This window comes from Brachybacterium atlanticum, from assembly GCF_025669985.1.
Classification (GTDB): Bacteria; Actinomycetota; Actinomycetes; order Actinomycetales; family Dermabacteraceae; genus Brachybacterium; species Brachybacterium conglomeratum.
On the sequence record NZ_JAKJJW010000039.1, the window covers coordinates 1 to 18,427 of the forward strand.

The following is an 18,427-nucleotide window of genomic DNA, read 5'->3' on the forward strand; positions in this document are numbered from 1 at the left end:
TACGTCGCTCAGTCCTTGCCCTCTCGACCGAGCTCCTACCGGCTCGTCCCTCGCCAGTACGTCGCTCAGTCCTTGCCGAGGGTGATGAGGTGGTTCACCGGGCCGTGGCCGCCGGCGGTGCGGGAGAGGCGCCAGTCCTGCGCGTTCTCGCTCGCGCTCGCCACGAACTCGCGCGCCGAGGCGACGATCGTGGGCATGTCGTCGTCCGTGCCCGACTCGCCGATCTCCTGCAGCTCCCCCGCCCGATCGAACTCGGCGATCCGTGCGAGCTGGGCCGTCAGCGCGGCCGACAGGGTCGTGCCCGCCCCGCGCAGCGTCCGTCCCTCGATCCGCTGCGCCCGCAGCAGATCCGTGCCGCCGGGATGGACCAGCACGTCGACGACCTCGTCTCCCGGGAGCGACCCGCCCGTGATCAGGACGGAGCGGGGCCCCTTCGCGACGAGCGCGAGCGCGTGCTCGCGCATCTCCTCGATCGAGGTCGCCACCGCCCGGCGCAGCAGCTGCGCGGACTCCCTCATGGTCAGCACCAGCACGTCCACGAGCGGGAGCAGATCGTGCTCGATCGCCGCGGCGCCCTCCGCCGAGATCAGCGCCGTGCCGTCGGCGCTGACCATCACCGGGTCCAGCACCACGGTCCCGAAGCGCTCACGATGGGCCCGCAGCGCGGCCACGACCTCGGCGACCACGGCGGCGCTGCCCAGCGAGCCGATCTTCGTCGCGTCCAGCAGCAGCTCCTCGGAGACCGCGTCGATCTGGGAGCGCACCACCTCGGGCGGCAGCGGGTGCACCCCGCGCACGCCCTGTGGGGACGCGGAGACCACCATCGTCACGGCGCTCGCACCGTAGGAGCCCAGCGCCGTGAAGGTCTTCAGGTCCGCTTGGACGCCGGCGGCGCCGTCGGACTCCGATCCGGCGATGGACAGGACGAGGGGCGGGCGCATGCGATCTCCATCCGACGAGTGGACCGGGCCCCGGATGACCCGTGAGCGGAGAGTACCAACCGTCCCTGGCATCCCCCTGCCGGGACGCGGCGGCCCGGATGCCCGGCGGACGCGCCCGGTCGTGGGACAATCTCCCCCGGACGGGGGTCACGGGGACCCCGCCGGGAGGCGACCGGGGACAGGGCCCGGGACAGGGGAGGTGCCGATGACGCAGGAGCCGCACGGCGAGGGCTCGCCCGAGAGCGCCCCCCTGCCCGACTTCGCCTCCTCGACCTCCCCGACGGGACTCCCCGACTTCGGCGAGGACCACGGGCCGGCGACCCTCGGCGAGCCGAGCGAGCGCGCCCGCCACCGCACCCGGCTGACGATGATCGCCGTGATCGGCGGCTCGGTCGTCATCCTGCTCGTGCTGGCGCTGATCCTCTCCCAGACCGTCTTCCGCTCCGTGCTCGAGGATCCGGACCCGTCGGCCTATTCGACCGGGCCCCGCAGCGCCGAAGGCCAGTCCGAGTACGTCCCCGATCCCGAGGACCCGGACATCGCCCCTCCCCCGCCGATCTTCACCCAGGCTCCCACCACCGAGTGCACGGTCCCGCAGAACACGACCCCGCCGCAGCCCTCCGGTACGGGCACGGTGCGCGGCGGCGGGCTGGAGTACACCAGCCCCGAGGGCTGGGGCGATGGCTGGGCCGTCCACTCCCTGCCCTATCTCACCGAGATCGCGGCCGACGGCCGACGGGTCGAGGGCAGCTGGTACAGCGTCGTGAACCTCGGCCGGGTCACCTTCCCCGAGGACGAGGGCGGCTATCCCGGTCTCGAGGCCTCGGCCGTCGCGATCTTCCAGTGCTACGCCACCACCTCCGGGGTCGTCTCCCACTTCGGCGAGCACCCGGAGGTGACCGACTACCGCTCCGAGGTGATGACGGTGGACGGCACCGCCGCCTGGATCGTCCAGGCCACCTACCACTTCGAGGACCCCGAGGTGCTGGACACCTCGAGCGCCTCGATCGTCACGTCGATCGTCGTGGAGACGCCGAACGGCCCCAGCGCCCTGGCCAGCGACGTCGCCGCCGATCAGCCCGAGCATGTCCAGAACCTCGAGGACATCATCGCGAGCCTCGACGTCGTCGAGTGACCGACCGCTTCCCGATCCCCCTGCAGGAGCAGCCGTGCACACCGGACCGCAGTTCACCCCCACCCAGCCCGCCACCCCCGGCGGGGGCGGGGGCCGGGCGACGCCGCTGCTGATCGGCGGGATCGCCTTCGCCGCGGTGTTCCTGCTGATCGTCGGCGGCACCATCGGCTATCTCGTGCTCCGCGGGAACGGCGGCGAACCCGCCTCCGGCGGGACCGCGACCACGACGGACCCGTCGAGCGCCTCTGCGAGCGCGTCGGCGACCCCGACGGGCGAGGTCGAGGAGGAGCGCTGCTGGCAGCCGGAGACCATGGAGCGCGCCGGCGACAACCCCTCCGGGAAGCTGCGCGGCGGGGGCCTGCAGTTCATCCCGCCCGCGGTCTACGACCAGCGGCAGACGCCCCGCGGCGTCGCGTACGTGAACGACGCCCAGGGCGCCTACGCGCAGGTCGAGGACGGCTGGTACTCGGGAATGTTCGTCGGCGCGGTCGAGTGGCAGCCCGGCATCGAGTACCCGGGCAACGAGGTCGCCTCCGAGAAGATCGTCGCGTGCTACTTCGCCGCGTCGATCTGGGGAGACACCGAGGGGCGCACGCTCGACGACCAGGTCACCGAACCGGTGACGATCGCGGGCCTGCCCGGCTATCGCACCACCGCGACCGTGAACTTCGCGAAGGCCCCGATGGAGTTGACCTCCGCGACAAGCCTGACGGTCATCGTGCTGGACACCCCGCAGGGTCCGAGCGTGTTCATGCTCGAGACCGCGGTCGGCGTCGCCGAGCACGAGGAGGCCGCCGCCGAGGCCCTCGAGTCCCTCACCGGCGTCGCCTGAGCTCCTCCCCTGCCCAGGCCCGCCGCTCGGCCGGGGCGCTCCCTCACACCACCGAGGAGGCGAGGCGGCAGAGGTTGTCGATGACCTGCATGGTGCGGGGCCGGGACTCCCACTCCTCGCGCGTCAGCTGCCGGCTGCGGGAGCGGTAGGTGTCCTCCACCTCGCGCATCTTCTCCATGAAGTCGGTGCCGCCCACCATCAGCGAGCACTCCATCTGCAGCAGGAACGAGCGCATGTCCATGTTGGAGGAGCCGATCACGCTGACCGAGTCGTCGATCGTGACATGCTTGGCGTGCAGGATCGTCGGGGCGCGGTAGAGCCAGATCTTGACCCCCGCATCCAGCAGCGTCGAGTAGTAGGAGCGCTGGGCGTGGAAGACCAGGAACTGATCGCCGATCTCGGAGACGAACAGCTCCACCTCGACCCCGCGCCGCGCGGCGGTGATGAGGGCCGAGAGCATCGACTCGTCGGGCACGAAGTAGGGCGAGACCGCGACGATGCGCCGGGCCGCCGAGTAGAACAGCTGGTTGAACAGCAGCAGGTTGTTCTCCGCGACGAAGCCGGGGCCGCTGGGCACGAGCTGGCACTCGTAGGTGCCGGAGGAGTCCGGGGAGGGCCTCACCAGCGTCTCCACGGGCAGCATCTCGTCGGACTCGTAGTACCAGTCTGAGGCGAACAGCAGGTTCAGCTCCGAGACGATCGGGCCGCGGAAGCGGGCCATCGTCTCCTGCCAGTGCAGGCCGCGGCGGATGTTCGCGGGCTTGTCGTAGTGGGCGGCGATGAGGTTCTGGCTGCCCATCCAGCCGACCTCGCCGTCGACGATGACCATCTTGCGGTGGTTGCGCAGGTCCGGGCGCTGGAAGGCACCGTCGCGGAACAGGCGGATCGGCATCATCGGAGCGTGCTGGATGCCGTGGGCGTCGAGCTTCTGCCGCATCGCGCGGTACACGGCGCGGTGGCTGACCGCGCCCCAGTGGTCGTACAGCACCCTCACGGTCACGCCGGCGTCGGCCCGCTCCGCGAGCGCCTCGAAGAAGTCCTCGGTGACCTCGTCGAGGCCCATGATGTAGAAGAGCACGTGGACGCTCTCGCGCGCGGTGCGGATGTCCTCCGCCATCCGCGCGATCGAGGTGTCGTAGTCGATCTCGAGCTCAGCCGAGTTCTTTCCGGTCAGCGGGAAGGCGCCGAGCTCGCGGTTGAGCTGCACGGCGGACTGCAGCCAGCTGGGCGCGTCCTCGTCGAGCTCGCTGTCGGGGATCTCGTGGGCCCGCACCCGCAGCAGCCGGTTCACGGCCTTCTGCTTCGCGAGCCGGCGCTTCGGGAGCTGGGAACGGCCCAGCAGCAGGAACAGCGAGAAGCCGACGATCGGCAGCACCATGATCGCCAGCAGCCAGGCGAGCGCCGAGCCGGGCCGACGGTTCCGGGGGACGACGACCAGGCTGATCAGCCGCAGGACGACATCGATGCCGACGTAGAGATAGGTCCACACCAGGGCCCAGTTGTCGAGCACCCACTGCCACAGTCCCATCGGTAGTCTCCTCCTGCATCGTCGGGTCCCCGGAAGGCGGAACGGCGGGCCCCCGAGGGGACCCGCCGTTCAGCATACGGAGTGCGACGCCGGCGGCGCCGCGCGGTGGCGTCAGTCGTTGCCGCGCAGGATCATCAGGATCCGCAGCACCTCGACGTACAGCCACACCATGGTCACGGCGATGCCGAATCCGAGGCGCCAGGCGTACTTCCGCGGCGTGCCCGCCTCGACGGAGCGCTGGACGTCCTCGAAGTCCATCACCAGCGAGTAGGAGGCCATGACGACGGCGAGGCCGCCGATCACGAGGCCGAGCACGCCGTCGCGCAGGCTCTGCCCGGAGAGCAGCAGGTAGCCGATGTTCACGAGCCCGAACAGCAGGTACGCGACCATCGCGACGAAGAAGATCTTGTTCAGGCGCGGGGAGGTGCGCAGGACGCCGACCCGGAAGAGGACCAGCACGGTGGCGGCCACCGCGAGGGTGCCGAGCACGGCCTGCAGGCCGATGCCGCGGTAGGCGCCGCCCGCCGCCCACTCGAGGCTGCCGGTGATGCCGCCGAGGAACATGCCCTCGAAGGCCGCGTAGGCGAGCACCAGGATCGGCGAGGGCTGCTTCTTGAAGATGTTGACCAGCGACAGGACGAGTCCACCGATCAGGCCGACGAGGGTCGCGACGCCGGTGAGCGCGAGACCCGCCTGGACCCCCTGGTCGCCGGCGACGAGGCCGAGGGCGAGCGGCATCATCGCGACGGCGAAGCCGACCACGATGATCACGCCGAGGGTCGCGCTGATGGCGTTGAGCGCATCGCGCATGGTCATGCGACCGGTGTCGTGACCGGTGGCGGCCGGGCGGGCGTACATCGCCTCGAGCTGGTCGCCGCCCTGCTGGCCGAAGCCGGAGGACCACTGGGTGTCGGAAGCGGGTCCGGTCTGTGCGCCCTGGCCGAAGCGGGGGCCGCTGTACGCGCTGCCGCCCTGCTGCACTGCCTGGTCACGGCCGAACACGATGTTGTGGCGTGCCATGTGACTCCTCACGTGGGAATGATCGGGGGTCGACGGCGGAGCTCGACAGGGTCCACCGGACCGACCCGCCCAGCCTAACGGGCGTTCCCGAGATCCACCTGGGCGTGCTCTGCGCCGTGAGCGAAGCGTGACCCGCGCTCGGGGCCGCCGCCGCGCCGCTCCTCGCCCGTGCCGGCGCTCCTCGTGCAGGCGCCGGGCCCCGCCGGCTCAGACGGAGCTGATCACCTCGCGGAAGCGGCGCAGGCGCTCGTCGGTGCTGGAGAAGAACTCCTCCGGGCTGCCGTCCTGGAGGATCCGCCCGTCCTCGAGGAAGACCACCCGGTCCGCGACCCGTCGGGCGAAGGCGAGCGAGTGGGTGACCACCACGAGGGTGCGGTGCTCGGCGGCGAGGTCGGAGAGCACCGCGACCACCTCTGCGGCCAGCTCGGGGTCCAACGCGGAGGTCGGCTCGTCGAACAGCAGCACGTCGGGGTCCATGGCCAGCGCCCGGGCGATCGCGACGCGCTGCTGCTGGCCGCCGGAGAGCCGGTCGGGATAGGCCTCCGCCTTGTCGGCGAGACCCACCTTCCCCAGCAGCTCGCGCCCGCGTGTCTCGGCCTCCGCCCGGTCCAGGCCCAGGTTCTCGATCGGGGCGAGGGTGACGTTCCCGAGGGCGGTCAGGTGCGGGAAGAGATTGAACTGCTGGAAGACCATCGTCGAGCGGGAGCGGATCTGTCGGACGGTCCGGGCCGGGAGCCGGCCGCCCACGTCGATCGAGCCGTCGCCCAGGTCGAGGGTCCCCGCATCGGGCTGCTCGAGCAGGTTCAGGCAGCGCAGCAGGGTGGACTTGCCCGAGCCCGAGGGGCCCAGCAGCACCGTCGTGGTGCCGCGCTCGATCTCCAGCGAGACCCCCTCGAGGGCGACGAGCTGCCCGAAGGTCTTGCGGAGGCCGGCCACGCTCAGCGGCGGCCGGGCGTCGGGAGCGTTCTCAGGCGCGGACATGGGCGGACACCTTCCTCTCCAGCTGGTTCTGCCCGAGGCTCAGCAGAGACACCACGAGGAGATAGATCAGGGCCACCAGGGTGTACATGATCAGCGGCTCGTAGGTGGTCGCCGCGACTTGCCGGCCCACCTGGAACAGGTCGATGAGCGTGATCGCGAAGACCAGGCTGGTGCCCTTGACCAGGTCGATGAAGTCGTTCGCGAGCGGCGGGAGCACGATCCGCATCGCCTGCGGGGCGACGACGCGGCGGAAGGTCGCCGCGCGTGAGAGGTTCAGGGACCTGGCCGCCTCGAACTGGCCGCGCGGGATGGAGAGGATCGAGGCGCGCACGGCCTCCGAGGCGTAGGCGCCGGTGTTCAGCGCGAGCGTGATCACGGCTGCGGGGAAGGCGGCGAGCTCGATGCCGATGCCCGGGAGCCCGAAGTAGACGATGAACAGCTGCACCACCAGCGGCGTGCCGCGGAACACCTGCACATACGCCCAGGCCAGAGCCTTCAGCGGCACCGGGGAGTACAGGCGCGCGAGCGCGACCAGCACCGCGATCACCAGCGCGATCGCGAAGGACAGCAGGGACAGCGGGATCGTGACCTGGACCAGCGCGGCGAGCAGCCGCGGGAAGGACTCGATCCACAGCTCGAGGAAGCGGGGCACGGCGCCTCAGCCCTCCGGGGTGATGTCCTGACCCACCCACTCCTCGTAGATGGCGGTGAGCGAGCCGTCCTGCTTCATCTCCTCGAGGATCGCGTTCACCTCGGTCAGCAGCGGCTCCTGCCCCTGCTGCATGATGACGCCGACGGTCGTCTCGTCGGGCAGCTCCTCGTCGAGGAGACGGAAGTCCGCCTCCGGATGCTCCTCCTGGTAGGTCTGGAAGGAGATCAGGTCGTTCGCGGTCGCGTCGGCCCGGCCCTGGAGCACCAGCTCGATCGCCTCGGCGAAGCCCTGGACCGGCACGATCTCGGCGCCGAGATCCTCCATCTGGGCGGCCCAGTTGCTGGTCGCGGTCTGGGCGCTGCGCGCGCCGTCGAGCTCGGCGAGGGTCTGCACCTCGGAGTCCGCGGGCACGGCGACCCGGCCGATCGAGCGGGCGTAGGGCTCGGAGAAGGCGTAGACCTCCTCGCGCTCGGGGGTGATGCCGACGTTGTTGACCACGAGGTCGTAGCGGTCCACGTCGAGCCCCGCGATGAGGGAGTCCCATTCGGTCTCGACGTACTCGGGCGTCGCCCCGAGTCCTTCGGCGATGCGATCGGCGATCTCCTTCTCGAAGCCGACGAGCTCGCCGGAGCCGTCGTGGAAGGCGTAGGGGCGGTAGGTGCCCTCGAGCCCGATGCGTACGGTGCCGCTCTCCTGGATGCGGGCGAGGACGTCCTCGCCGCTGCCGCCGCCGTCGGAGGCGCCGGAGCCTCCTTCGGAGCTGCAGGCCGCCAGGACGGCGAGCACGGAGGTGCCGCCGAGGGCGAGGGCGAGGCGACGGGTGGGGCGCGGGGCGGGGCTCATGGTGATGTCCTCTGCGGTGGGTAGCGGTCGGGGGCGGGTCAGCCGGCGGCGGCGAGGGCCTGGTCGAGGTCCTCGAGGAGATCGGCGAGGTCCTCGATGCCGACGCTCAGGCGCAGCATCTCGGTGCTGATGCCCGCCGCGGCCTGGGCCTCGGGGGTCATCGCCTCGTGGGTCATGGTGGCGGGGCGGCAGATCAGCGACTCGACGCCGCCGAGGCTCACCGCGTAGGCCGGGTAGCGCAGGGCGCGAAGGAAGGCGACGCGGTCCAGACCGTCGGCGAGCTCGAAGGAGAGCACGGCGCCGCGGCCCGTGGCCTGGGCGTCGTGCAGGCGCGCCTCCTCCTCGCTGTGCGAGCCGGGGTACCAGACCCGGGCGATGCGCTCGTGACCGCGAAGATGCTCCACGATCGCCTCGGCGTTGGCCTGCTGGCGCTCCAGGCGCAGCGGGAGGGTCTTGATCGACTGGATCAGGCGGAAGGAGTCCTGCGGGCCGAGCACCCCGCCCTGGGCCTTCTGGGCGAGGCGGAGCGCGTCGGCGAGCCCGTCGTCGTCGGTGGTGACGGCCCCGGCGAGGAGGTCGGAGTGGCCGGCGAGGTACTTCGTGGCGGACTGCACGACGATGTCGACGCCGAGCGCGAGCGGCTTCTGCAGCACAGGCGTCATGAAGGTGTTGTCCACGATCACGAGGGCGTCGTGGCGGTGGGCTAGCTCGACGATGCGGCGCAGGTCGGTGATGCGCAGGGTCGGGTTCGCGGGGGTCTCGACGAAGACGGCGCGCGTGGCGGGGGTGAAGTCCTCGTCGGTGAGCTCGGCGAGGTCCGCGACGAAGCGGCCGGTGATGCCCCGTCCCGGCAGCACGAGGTCGACCAGGCGATAGGTGCCGCCGTAGACGCTCGCGGGGAGGATCACCTCGTCGCCGACCTCGAGGGTGGACAGCGAGGCGGCGGTCGCGGCCATGCCGGAGGCGAAGGCGAAGCCGTGGCGGGCGCCGTCCAGCGCCGCGAGGACCTGCTCGAGCTGGGCGCGGGTGGGGTTCGCCCCGCGCTGGTAGGCGTAGGCGCCGTCCTCGGTGGCGGGGTCGAGCTCGAAGGTCGAGGCCAGGTGCACCGGTGGGACGACGGCTCCGTGCTCGAAATCGCGCAGGGTATGCACGGCGGCGGTCTGGATGTGCACGGCAGCTCCTCATCGGGGGACGTCGGGGATGCGGCCACACTAGGTCGCCGCCTCCCCGGAGGCCAGGTGGGATGAACGACTGTGACGTCCAAGTGGAGCCGATGCTACGCCCAAGACCGCTTTATGGGCAGGGACGTCGGGCCCGTGCCCGCCGAGCCGTGCGTCGGCCCCACGGCGCCCTGCGGGGCCGACCCGGCGATCCGGCGGTCCGTCGCACCCGGCGCACGCGGCGCCCGTCGGCCCCGAGGATGCACGAGGGCCCGCGACCGTGATGGTCGCGGGCCCTGGCGGCGGGGGTCCAGCGGGATCCGGCGCCGACCGGTCGCTCGTCGCGCTCAGACGCCGGCCGGGACGACGGGGATCGAGCCGGTGATGGTCTCCTCGTGCTCGCTGAGCACCTGCAGGGTGCGGCGCGAGCGGACCTTCAGCGCGATCAGCGTGGTGACGACCATGGCGAAGCCGGTGCTCGCCAGCACGATCGCGACCACCATCGGCGCCTCGTAGCCGAAGCCCGCGGCGATCACGGCACCGCCGAGGGTGGCGCCGAGCGCGTTGGCGACGTTGAACGCGGCCTGGTTCATCGAGGCGCCCAGCAGCTCGGAGCGGTGGGCGATGCGGATCATCCAGGTCTGCATCGCGGGGCTCAGCGAGGAGTTCACCAGGTTCGCCGCGAAGAACGCGATGATCAGCGCGGTCAGCGACGTGTGGGCGACGGCGAAGAGCACCACGAGGGCGGTGATGTAGAGCGGGAAGCCGATCAGCAGCGTGCCCTTCAGGGAGCGGTCGGTGGTCACGCCGCCGACGATGTTGCCGATGGTCATGCCGAGGCCCGCGGCGGCGAGCACCCACGGCACCGAGCTCTCGGGGGCGCCGGTGACCTGGGTGGTGATGTCGGCGACGTAGCTGAACACGGCGAAGGCGCCGGAGAAGCCGACCGCGGCGATGCCGATGACGACCCACAGCTGGAGGCGCTTGAGGGCCACGAGCTCGTCGACCATGCGGCGGCCGATCGTCTTCTCCTGGTGCGGGACGGTGAGGTAGAGGGCTGCGAAGGTCGCGACGAACACGCCGGCCAGCAGCAGGTAGACCACGCGCCAGCCGGCCGCCTGGCCGACGGCGGTGAGGATCGGGACGCCGATCAGGTTCGCGACGGTCAGCCCGGACAGGGCGAGCGCCGTCCCCTTGCCCTGGCTTCCGGGGCCCATCAGCGAGGCGGCCAGCAGCGAGGCGACGCCGAAGTAGGCGCCGTGCGGGATGCCGGCGACGAAGCGGGCGAGCACGGTGAGCTCGAAGGTCGGCATCATGCCGGAGAGCAGGGTGCCGACGGCGAGCGCGATCGCGAGCAGCATGATCATCGTGGTGCGGCTCCAGCGCACCGAGAGGAGCGCCAGGGCGGGGGCGCCGACGACGACGCCGAGCGCGTAGGCGGTGATCGCGATGCCGGCGCGGGCGATGCCGCCCTCGGGGTCGGCGGCCATCATCTCGGGCAGCAGGCCGTGGGCGATGCCGGGCAGCAGGCCCATGGAGACGAACTCGGAGCCGCCGATGCCGAAGCCTCCCAGCGCGATCGCGAGCAGGGCGAGGCGGACGCGGGTAGGGCTGAGCTCGGAGGAGGCGGGGCGCGGGGTGTCGAGGAGGGTCATGAGGGGACCTCGGAGTTCGGGAGCGGACGGTCAGGGGACGGGCTCCATCGACCCGGGGCACAAGAATAAGCAAACGCTGTTGCGTTAGGTCAAGGGGGTGGCGGGGATCTGTTGGATCACACAGGAGCGCGGCACCTCGCCTCGGAGCGCTGCTGCCCGGTCACAGCGTCGTGGCGTGCGAGGATGACCGCGTGAGACCGACCACCCCGCTGGACCGCATGGCGGGCGCGCACGACGCCGCCGTCCTCGCCGTCGCGCGCCGCGGCGACCCGGTCTCCCGCTCCGGCCTCGCCCAGGAGCTGCAGGTGACCCCGCAGGCGATCTCGAAGATCCTGGCTCGACTGATGGAGCGCGGCCTCGTCGAGGAGGCCGGCACCGTGACCTCGGGCCCCGGCAAGCCCACGACCCTGTACGAGATCGTCCCCGGCTCGCGCCGTGCGATCGGGCTGCACCTGACCCGCTCGCGGCTCCACTCCGTCGTGGTCGATCTCACCGGGGAGATCCTCGAGCGCCGCGAGCTCGAGATCGGCCGCCTCCAGCCGGTGCCCGAGCTGGTCGCCACGCTCGCCGACGAGGCGCGCGCGCTGCTGGACGTCGGCCCGGGGATCCTGCTCGGCGTCGGCGTCGGGATGCCCGGCCCGGTAGACGGGGAGGAGGGCGTCTACCGCGGCACCTCCGACCCCGATCCCTGGCGGGGCGCGCCGATCCGCCGCCTGCTCGCCGAGGAGCTCGGCATGCCGGTGCTGCTGGACCACGACTCCCGTGCGGCGCTGGTGGGCGAGGCCTGGTCCCAGCCCGGGCTGCTCCGCAACGCCGCGCTGCTGCTGGTCGAGGACGGGCTCGGGGCGGCGCTGTGCCTGGACGACCAGATCGTGCGCGGCGCCCACTCCCACGCCGGCGAGATCGGGCACACCGTGGTGCGGATGGACGGGATCCCCTGCCCCTGCGGCCGCCGAGGCTGCGCGCAGAGGGAGCACCGGGCAGCGCTCGAGCGAGGGGAGGACGAGCTCGCCGCTCGCATCCTCGCCGAGGTGGTGGTGAACCTGGTGCGCCTGGTGGACGTGGACCGCGTGGTGCTCGGCGGGCGGACCGTCCACGAGCAGCACGAGGCGTCGATGGACGCGATCCGCGAGGCGCTGACCGCCGGGCTCAGCGACGAGCCGTGGGTGCACGTCGAGGTGATGCTCTCCACCCGCGGCATGGACCTGATCGCCGTGGGTGCGGCCTGCGAGGTGCTCGAGCACGAGTACGGTCTGCCGCAGGTGCTCGTCGGCCCCGAGTGACGCGGCGGGCCGGCCCGGAGTGACGCGTCGGCCCGGAGTGGGCGGCCCGAGGGGCCGGGTCGAGCGCCGGGACGCCGCTCGCCGGAGCCGGGTCAGTCCCGGGGGCCGAAGAGCGCCGAGCCGACGCGCACGATGGTCGCGCCCTCCTCGACGGCGATCTCGAGGTCGCCGCTCATCCCCATCGACAGCTCGGTGAGCTCGGGGATCCCGAGCCGCTCGCGCAGCGCGTCGCGCAGCTCGCGCAGGGAGCGCAGCGAGGCGCGCACCGCGGTCTCGTCGCTCGTGTTCGCCCCGATGGTCATGAGGCCGACGGGGCGCAGGTGCTCGCTGCCGCGCAGGCGCTCCACGATCGGCGCGAGCGCTTCGAGGCTCGGGGCATAGCCGCCCTTGGACTCCTCGCCGGAGGTGTTGACCTGCACCAGCACGTCGCGGCGGAGGTCCGCGAGCTCGGCCCGGCGCTCCAGGGCGTCGGCGATGTCGTCCCGGTCCACGCTGTGCACGAGCTCGGCGAAGGCGATCACGTCGCGGGCCTTGTTCGTCTGGAGCCGGCCGATGAAGTGCCGGGGCACGCCGTTGCCCGCGAGCAGCGGGTCCTCGTGCTTGGCGATCTCCTGGGCCCGGTTCTCTCCCACCGCGATCCGTCGGCCGCGCTCTTGCAGCAGCTCGATCATCTCCGCGATCTGGGCTGGGGTGCGGGTCTTGGTGGCCAGCAGCAGCGTGATCTCCGCGCCGTCGCGCCCTGCACGGGCCGCGGCGGCATCGATCCGCCCGAGCACCTCGTGGAGGCGGGCGATGAGCTGGGGGTCGGCGGAGGAGGCGGTCATGACCTCCATTGTGGCCGATCCCGGGCGTGCCCGGGACGCGGGCATCCGGTGCCCCCAGCGGGACTCGAACCCGCACTGTGCCGCTTTTAAGGCGGCCGCCTCTGCCGATTGGGCTATGGGGGCGTGCACGCGCCGGCGCTCGCGGTGGTGCGACCGGCGGCGGCGTCACCCTATGCTGGAATGCATCATGACCGCTGTGATCCGGTCCCTCGCGGACTCCCTGCGACGGTTCGGCGACGACCGCCTCGAGGCCCTGCTCGTCGCCCGACCGGATCTCGCCTCGCCCCTGCCCCGGGGGATCGGCCCCCTGGCCGCGCGCGCCGGAGGCAGCACGTCGGCCCGTCGGGCGCTCGACTCCCTCACCCTGCCCGAGCTGCATCTCGTCGAGGCGCTCGCCGTGCTCGAGGACGGCTCCTCCCCCGCCTCGCTCGCCGCCGCGGTCTCCTCCGACCCGGCGACGATCGCCCCGTCCCTCGAGCGGCTCATCACCCTCGCGATCGTGTGGGGCGAGGACGAGCTGCACCTGCTGCGGCCGCTGCGCGACGGCCTGCGCGCCCCGGCCGGGCTCGCCGCCGCGACCGCAGCCGATCCCGACGCCGAGGAGGCCGCGCGCCGCGTCGAGGCGGCCCGCGACCGACTCGGCCCGGCGCTCGACGCGCTCGCCTGGGGGCCCAGCGCCGTCACCGGCAGCGGGAAGCTCGCCGCCGCGCTGCGCCAGGCCGGGATCGTCGAGCCCGACGGGGAGAGCCTGCACATCCCCCGCTCCGTGCACCTCGCCCTGCGCGACGGGAGGGTGCGTCGCAGCCACACGGCGCAGCGCCCCGTGCCCGAGGGCCCGGAGGCCACCGAGCGGATCCCCGGCTCCCGCACCGCGCAGGCCGTCGAGCGGGCCTTCGAGGCGCTGCGCCTGCTGGGCACAGTGCGCAGCTTCGACGAGGACCCGCCCGGTGTGCTCAAGCGCGGCGGACTCCCCCAGCGGGACCTGCGCCGCCTCGCCGAGCGCGCCGGCGCCCCGCTGCTGGACCACGCGACCGTGCTGCAGAGCGCCTGGCAGGCCGGGCTCATCGGTCACGACGGCCAGGAGTGGCATCCCACCCGCGACTGGGACGTGCACCGGATGCTGCCCCCGTCCCAGCGCTGGTCCGAGCTCGTGCTCGCCTGGGCGCGCGGGCACCACCTCGCCGCCGTGGTCGGCACCCCCGACTCCTCGGGGACGGGCCGCTCGCTGCTGTCGGATCTCACCCGACGCGACGGCGTGCGCACCCGTCGCGGCAGCCTGCTGCGCCTGCTGCGCACGAGCCCGGGTGTGGACGCGACCGAGGACTCGCTCGTCGCGGCGCTCGCCTGGGCGTTCCCGCTGGTGCCCTCCGAGGTGCTGCGGGAGGAGACCTCGGCGCTGCTGGTCGAGGGCCGAGCTCTCGGCGTGCTCGACGGCGGCAGCCTCACGGTGCTCGGCCAGGCCCTGGTCCCGGCACTCGACGAGGACATCACCGCCGCCGACGCCCGTCTCGCCGCGGCGCTGGAGGAGGTCGCCCCCGCCCCGGTCGAGGAGGTGCTGCTGGACGCGGACCTCACCGCCGTGATCCCGGGACGTCCCGCCGAGCGCCTGCTCCCGCTGCTGGACTGGACCGAGGTGATCTCCCGCGGAGGCGCGCTCACGCTCCGCTTCAGCGCCGCCACGGTGCGGCGGGCCCTCGGCGACGGCCGCGACGCCGAGGCGCTGCTCGCCCTGCTCGAGGACGTCTCCCGCTCCCCCGTCCCTCAGGCCCTGACCTACCTCCTGCGCGACGAGCAGCGACGGCACGGCCGGGTGCAGGTCTCCCGCGCCTCGACCGTCCTCACCGCCGAGCCCGAGGTGCTGGACCTGCTGCAGGCCGCGTCCGAGGCGGTGACGCTGGGGCTGCACCGTCTCGCGCCGACCGTCGCCGTGACCCTCTCGGATCCGGGCTTCGCCCTGCAGATCGCCCGGCAGGCAGGGCTGTCGCCGCAGGCCGTCGGCCCCGATGGGAAGCCCGTGTCCGAGGAGCTGTCGCACTCGCTGCGCCCGGGGCCCGTCGATCCAGATCTCGTGACCGTCGAGGGCCCGGAGCTGCGGATCCCCGCCGCGGAGGCGGTCGCACGGATCCGCGACGCCGAGGAGGGCGGCACCGACCTCAGCGTCACCGACCGGCTGCTGGACGCGATCGCCCGGTCCACCGCGATCCCGCTCGGCATCGTCGACGGGCAGGGCGGCGTGGTCGTCAAGCAGGCCCTCCCGCTCTCCCTCGAGGGCGGCCGGCTGCGGGCCCGCGAGTCCGGCAGTCAGGAGGAGTTCACGGTGCTCGTGCACCGGGTGACGCTCGGCTGAGCACGCCCCTGCGCCGGTGCAGGTCACGGATCGGTCCATGGGGAGCGCTCCCCATGGCGGAGCACCTCCTGCATCGGGGTACTATTCCGCTCGCCAGGCACGGGGCGACCTCAGCGCCTCCCTGGGCCCGGGCGCATCCGTCTCGGGGCATGATCATCAGGAAAGAGGGGTTTCCCATGACCAACCAGCCCTACGCTGCGAGCACCGGCGCTCCGGTCTCCAAGACGAAGTGGATCGTGCAGCTCGTCGTCTCGGTGCTCTGCTTCTTCAACATCATCACCATCGTGCTCGCGATCCTCGGCCTGACCAAGGCCGACACCGATCTCGCGACCGCGAACAAGTACTACAAGTGGGGCTGGATCGCCTACATCATCTGGGCTGTGCTGGTCATCGGCGTCAACCTGCTGCTCCTGCTCACGGGCGCCTTCACGGCCTCGTTCGAGACCTACTGAGTCGACCGACTCCAGCACGAAGGCCCCGGACCGTTCGGTCCGGGGCCTTCGTGGATCAGCGGTGCTGACGCCAAGTAATCAGTCCTGCATCGACTCGACTGATCTCCTACCGCTCGTACCTCGCAGTACGTCGATCAGTCCTGCGTCCGATCGACTGATCTCCTGCCGCTCGTACCTCGCAGTACGTCGATCAGTCCTGCTTGGTCTCGCGGCGGTCCTGGGTCCACTCGACGTGGAAGGTGCCCTCGGTGTCCACGCGCTGGTAGGTGTGGGCGCCGAAGTAGTCGCGCTGGGCCTGGACCAGGGCGGCCGGGAGGCGCTCGGCGCGCACCGCGTCGTAGTAGGACAGGGTCGAGGAGAAGACCGGGACCGGGTAGCCGGAGGCCGCCGCGAAGGCGACGATGCGGCGCCAGGCCGGGATGCACTTGGCGATCTCCTCGGTGAAGTACGCATCGGCCAGGAGCAGCGGCAGGTTCGCGTCGCGCTCGTAGGCCTCGGTGATGCGGTTGAGGAAGCGGGCGCGGATGATGCAGCCGCCGCGCCAGATCCGCGCCATCGCGCCGAGGTCGATGTCCCAGCCGTACTCCTTCGCGCCGGCCGCGATCTCGTCGAAGCCCTGCGAGTAGGAGACGAGCTTCGCCGCGTACAGCGCCTTCTGGAGGTCGTCGATGAACTGCGCCTTGTCGGCGATCTCGAGGGTCTGCGCCTCGGCCTTCAGCACGCCGCGGGCGGCCTCGCGCTGCGGGGTCGAGCCGGAGGTGGAGCGGGCGAAGGTCGCCTCGGCGATGCCGGTGACCGGGACGCCGAGGTCCAGCGCGGTCTGCACGGTCCAGGCGCCGGTGCCCTTCTGGGCGGCGCGGTCGAGGATGACGTCGACGAAGGGCTTGCCCGAGGTCTGGTCGGTGTGGTGGAGCACCTCGGCGGTGATCTCGATGAGGAAGGACTCCAGATCGCCCTTGTTCCACTCGGCGAAGACGTCACCGATCTCGGAGGCGCCCATGCCGAGCGCCTTGGACATCATGTCGTAGGCCTCGGAGATGACCTGCATGTCCGCGTACTCGATGCCGTTGTGGACCATCTTCACGAAGTGGCCCGCACCGTCGGCGCCGACGTGGGTGCAGCAGGGGACGCCGTCCACGTGGGCGGAGATCTTCTCGAACATCGGGCCGAGGCGGTCGTAGGACTCCTTCGTGCCGCCGGGCATGATCGAGGGGCCGTTCAGGGCGCCCTCCTCACCGCCGGAGACGCCGGAGCCGACGAAGTGCAGGCCCTTCTCGCGCAGCGCGGCCTCACGACGACGGGTGTCGCCGAACAGGGCGTTGCCCGCGTCGACGATGATGTCGCCCTCCTCCATGAGGGAGGCGAGCTCGTCGATCACGGCGTCGGTGGGCTTGCCGGCCTTGACCATGATGATCGCCACGCGCGGCTTCTGCAGGGAGGCGACGAAGTCCGCCATGGACTCCGACGGGTAGAACTCGCCCTCGGAGGCGTAGTTGTCCATGACCGTCTCGGTCTTGCCGACGGAGCGGTTGTGGATCGCGACCTTGAAGCCGTTGCGGGCGAAATTGCGAGCGAGGTTCGAGCCCATCACCGCCATACCGGTGACGCCGATGTCCGCGACATCGGCAGGGGACGGAGCAAAGCTGGCCATGGGTTCTCCTCAGATCGTGTGACTGTCGAGCCGGGCCGAACCGCGGCGCCGAGGGCGTCGGCGGGCATCGCGGGCCCGACCCATCGCGGTCCATCCTAGGGAATTCCGGCCCGAGACGTTCCCGTGTGCCAGCGCTTGCCGCGCGAGGGTGGCCGCCGACACGGTACCGTCGCCCCGGGGAAAGCGGGAGGATGCTCTCCCCGCACGCCCGGACACACCTCGAGAGCGAGCCACCCGATGACTCAATCCCCGTACGATCCGCAGCCGTCTCCCGGCGCCCCGCGCGACCACGACCCGTACGGGCAGGACCCCTTCGCCCACGGCGCACAGCCGCAGGGCGCACCGGCATACGGCTCCCCCGGTGCCGCACCGCAGGGCACCGCCGGCGCTCCCGGCCCGGCCCCGGGCACCGACCTCGGCGCCGATCTCGGGGCGGGCCTGCGCTTCGCGGGCACGGGCCTGCTGCGCGGCGCGGCCGCGCTGCTGGGCGTCGGCGCGCTCTACGCCGTGGCCATGCTCGTGGTGCTCGGCCTCGGATTCGTCCTCACGCTGTTCCTCTCGATCGCGATGGTCGAGACGTCCTCGTCGGCCGGCGGCGACCCCTCCTTCGGCCAGATGATCGTGATCTTCGCGCTGTGCTTCGTGCTGGTGCTGGTCACCGGAGTGATCGGAGCGCTGTGGCAGGCCGGTGCCGCGCAGGCCGGCGGGATCCTCGCCGGCGGCGAGCGTCCGAGCTTCCGGCAGGGCCTGACCGGCCCCGGCCGGGTGGTCATCACCGCCGTGCTGGTGCTCGTGATCGTGATGATCGGCTCGGTGCTCCTCTACCTGCCCGGCATCATCGCCGCCGTGCTGCTGTTCTACTCGATCCCCGCGGCGCTGCGCGGAGCGTCCCCCGGCCAGGCGCTGCGGGAGTCGGTCTCGACGGCCACGTCGAACCTCGGCGTCACGATCGTCGGCTTCCTGATCACGATGGTGGTCTCCTCGATCGGCGGGACGCTGGTCGTCGGCTTCATCGCGGTCATCCCCTTCACCGTGCTGCTCCAGATCGGGCTCTACGAGAGGGTCAACGGGCGCACGCCGTCCCTGCCCGCCTGATCCCGGCCCCGCCGCACCCCGCATCCGA

16 protein-coding genes and 1 tRNA gene are annotated in these 18,427 nt (G+C 72.1%); 6 read left to right on the top strand and 11 right to left on the bottom strand.

The window, feature by feature from the left end; genetic code table 11:
- Window positions 1-65: 65 nt before the first annotated feature.
- A complete protein-coding gene (gene thiD / locus L3K22_RS14605) occupies window positions 66-941 on the bottom strand; it encodes a bifunctional hydroxymethylpyrimidine kinase/phosphomethylpyrimidine kinase (RefSeq protein ID WP_259882491.1) in 876 nt (291 codons plus the stop codon).
- Window positions 942-1,146: 205 nt separating this feature from the next.
- On the opposite strand from thiD, the gene L3K22_RS14610 reads away from it, so the two are divergent.
- Window positions 1,147-2,076 carry a hypothetical protein gene (locus L3K22_RS14610; protein WP_259882493.1) on the top strand — a complete coding sequence of 310 codons (930 nt, stop codon included), beginning with the start codon at window positions 1,147-1,149 and terminating at the stop codon, window positions 2,074-2,076.
- A gap of 34 nt (window positions 2,077-2,110) precedes the next feature.
- Window positions 2,111-2,908, top strand: a complete 798-nt coding sequence (locus L3K22_RS14615; RefSeq protein WP_263312033.1) for a hypothetical protein — start codon at window positions 2,111-2,113, stop codon at window positions 2,906-2,908.
- 43 nt (window positions 2,909-2,951) lie between these two features.
- Here L3K22_RS14615 and cls read toward each other — a convergent pair whose 3' ends face one another.
- From cls to L3K22_RS14650, 7 genes are all read right to left on the bottom strand, one after another.
- Window positions 2,952-4,436 carry a cardiolipin synthase gene (gene cls / locus L3K22_RS14620; protein WP_263312034.1) on the bottom strand — a complete coding sequence of 495 codons (1,485 nt, stop codon included), beginning with the start codon at window positions 4,434-4,436 and terminating at the stop codon, window positions 2,952-2,954.
- A 111-nt stretch (window positions 4,437-4,547) separates the two neighbouring features.
- Entirely contained in the window at window positions 4,548-5,456 is a 909-nt protein-coding gene (locus L3K22_RS14625; protein ID WP_263312035.1) for a Bax inhibitor-1/YccA family protein, read from the bottom strand.
- Between the two features lie 207 nt (window positions 5,457-5,663).
- A complete protein-coding gene (locus tag L3K22_RS14630; RefSeq protein ID WP_263312036.1) occupies window positions 5,664-6,437 on the bottom strand; it encodes an amino acid ABC transporter ATP-binding protein in 774 nt (257 codons plus the stop codon).
- Window positions 6,424-7,089, bottom strand: coding sequence for an amino acid ABC transporter permease (locus L3K22_RS14635; RefSeq protein WP_263312037.1), 666 nt, complete (start codon window positions 7,087-7,089; stop codon window positions 6,424-6,426). Before L3K22_RS14635 ends, L3K22_RS14630 begins: the two co-directional genes overlap by 14 nt.
- A 6-nt stretch (window positions 7,090-7,095) precedes the next feature.
- Window positions 7,096-7,932: a transporter substrate-binding domain-containing protein gene (locus L3K22_RS14640; RefSeq protein WP_263312038.1), complete on the bottom strand. Its 837-nt coding sequence runs from the start codon at window positions 7,930-7,932 to the stop codon at window positions 7,096-7,098.
- A gap of 38 nt (window positions 7,933-7,970) precedes the next feature.
- Window positions 7,971-9,104 (bottom strand): trans-sulfuration enzyme family protein, encoded by a 1,134-nt coding sequence (locus L3K22_RS14645; RefSeq protein WP_010551150.1) that lies wholly within the window; start codon window positions 9,102-9,104, stop codon window positions 7,971-7,973.
- Between the two features lie 335 nt (window positions 9,105-9,439).
- Window positions 9,440-10,747, bottom strand: coding sequence for an MFS transporter (locus L3K22_RS14650; RefSeq protein ID WP_263312039.1), 1,308 nt, complete (start codon window positions 10,745-10,747; stop codon window positions 9,440-9,442).
- A 191-nt stretch (window positions 10,748-10,938) separates the two neighbouring features.
- Between L3K22_RS14650 and L3K22_RS14655 the strand changes: the two genes are divergently transcribed.
- The gene (locus L3K22_RS14655; RefSeq protein WP_263312040.1) at window positions 10,939-12,030 is read left to right on the top strand and encodes an ROK family transcriptional regulator; all 1,092 of its coding nucleotides are present in this window, start codon (window positions 10,939-10,941) and stop codon (window positions 12,028-12,030) included.
- A gap of 92 nt (window positions 12,031-12,122) precedes the next feature.
- Here L3K22_RS14655 and L3K22_RS14660 read toward each other — a convergent pair whose 3' ends face one another.
- Both L3K22_RS14660 and L3K22_RS14665 read right to left on the bottom strand, forming a co-directional pair.
- On the bottom strand, window positions 12,123-12,854 hold the full coding sequence (locus tag L3K22_RS14660) for a YggS family pyridoxal phosphate-dependent enzyme (RefSeq protein ID WP_070501087.1): 732 nt from the start codon (window positions 12,852-12,854) through the stop codon (window positions 12,123-12,125).
- A gap of 49 nt (window positions 12,855-12,903) precedes the next feature.
- Window positions 12,904-12,977: transfer RNA gene (locus L3K22_RS14665), tRNA-Leu, on the bottom strand.
- 64 nt (window positions 12,978-13,041) lie between these two features.
- On the opposite strand from L3K22_RS14665, the gene L3K22_RS14670 reads away from it, so the two are divergent.
- Window positions 13,042-15,201: a helicase-associated domain-containing protein gene (locus L3K22_RS14670; RefSeq protein ID WP_263312041.1), complete on the top strand. Its 2,160-nt coding sequence runs from the start codon at window positions 13,042-13,044 to the stop codon at window positions 15,199-15,201.
- Between the two features lie 176 nt (window positions 15,202-15,377).
- Entirely contained in the window at window positions 15,378-15,653 is a 276-nt protein-coding gene (locus L3K22_RS14675) for a hypothetical protein (RefSeq protein ID WP_053918986.1), read from the top strand.
- Between the two features lie 190 nt (window positions 15,654-15,843).
- Here L3K22_RS14675 and gnd read toward each other — a convergent pair whose 3' ends face one another.
- Entirely contained in the window at window positions 15,844-17,304 is a 1,461-nt protein-coding gene (gene gnd, locus L3K22_RS14680; protein ID WP_010551144.1) for an NADP-dependent phosphogluconate dehydrogenase, read from the bottom strand.
- A gap of 237 nt (window positions 17,305-17,541) precedes the next feature.
- Between gnd and L3K22_RS14685 the strand changes: the two genes are divergently transcribed.
- Window positions 17,542-18,399: a hypothetical protein gene (locus tag L3K22_RS14685; protein WP_263312042.1), complete on the top strand. Its 858-nt coding sequence runs from the start codon at window positions 17,542-17,544 to the stop codon at window positions 18,397-18,399.
- Window positions 18,400-18,427: the final 28 nt, after the last annotated feature.

Coding starts and splice junctions, on each gene's coding strand:
- cls (WP_263312034.1), bottom strand. CDS start 4,436: ATGGGACTGTGGCAGTGGGTGCTCGACAACTGGGCCCTGGTGTGGACC.
- L3K22_RS14625 (WP_263312035.1), bottom strand. CDS start 5,456: ATGGCACGCCACAACATCGTGTTCGGCCGTGACCAGGCAGTGCAGCAG.
- gnd (WP_010551144.1), bottom strand. CDS start 17,304: ATGGCCAGCTTTGCTCCGTCCCCTGCCGATGTCGCGGACATCGGCGTC.
- L3K22_RS14640 (WP_263312038.1), bottom strand. CDS start 7,932: ATGAGCCCCGCCCCGCGCCCCACCCGTCGCCTCGCCCTCGCCCTCGGC.
- L3K22_RS14685 (WP_263312042.1), top strand. CDS start 17,542: ATGACTCAATCCCCGTACGATCCGCAGCCGTCTCCCGGCGCCCCGCGC.
- L3K22_RS14650 (WP_263312039.1), bottom strand. CDS start 10,747: ATGACCCTCCTCGACACCCCGCGCCCCGCCTCCTCCGAGCTCAGCCCT.
- L3K22_RS14660 (WP_070501087.1), bottom strand. CDS start 12,854: ATGACCGCCTCCTCCGCCGACCCCCAGCTCATCGCCCGCCTCCACGAG.
- L3K22_RS14610 (WP_259882493.1), top strand. CDS start 1,147: ATGACGCAGGAGCCGCACGGCGAGGGCTCGCCCGAGAGCGCCCCCCTG.
- L3K22_RS14630 (WP_263312036.1), bottom strand. CDS start 6,437: ATGTCCGCGCCTGAGAACGCTCCCGACGCCCGGCCGCCGCTGAGCGTG.
- L3K22_RS14670 (WP_263312041.1), top strand. CDS start 13,042: ATGACCGCTGTGATCCGGTCCCTCGCGGACTCCCTGCGACGGTTCGGC.
- L3K22_RS14675 (WP_053918986.1), top strand. CDS start 15,378: ATGACCAACCAGCCCTACGCTGCGAGCACCGGCGCTCCGGTCTCCAAG.
- thiD (WP_259882491.1), bottom strand. CDS start 941: ATGCGCCCGCCCCTCGTCCTGTCCATCGCCGGATCGGAGTCCGACGGC.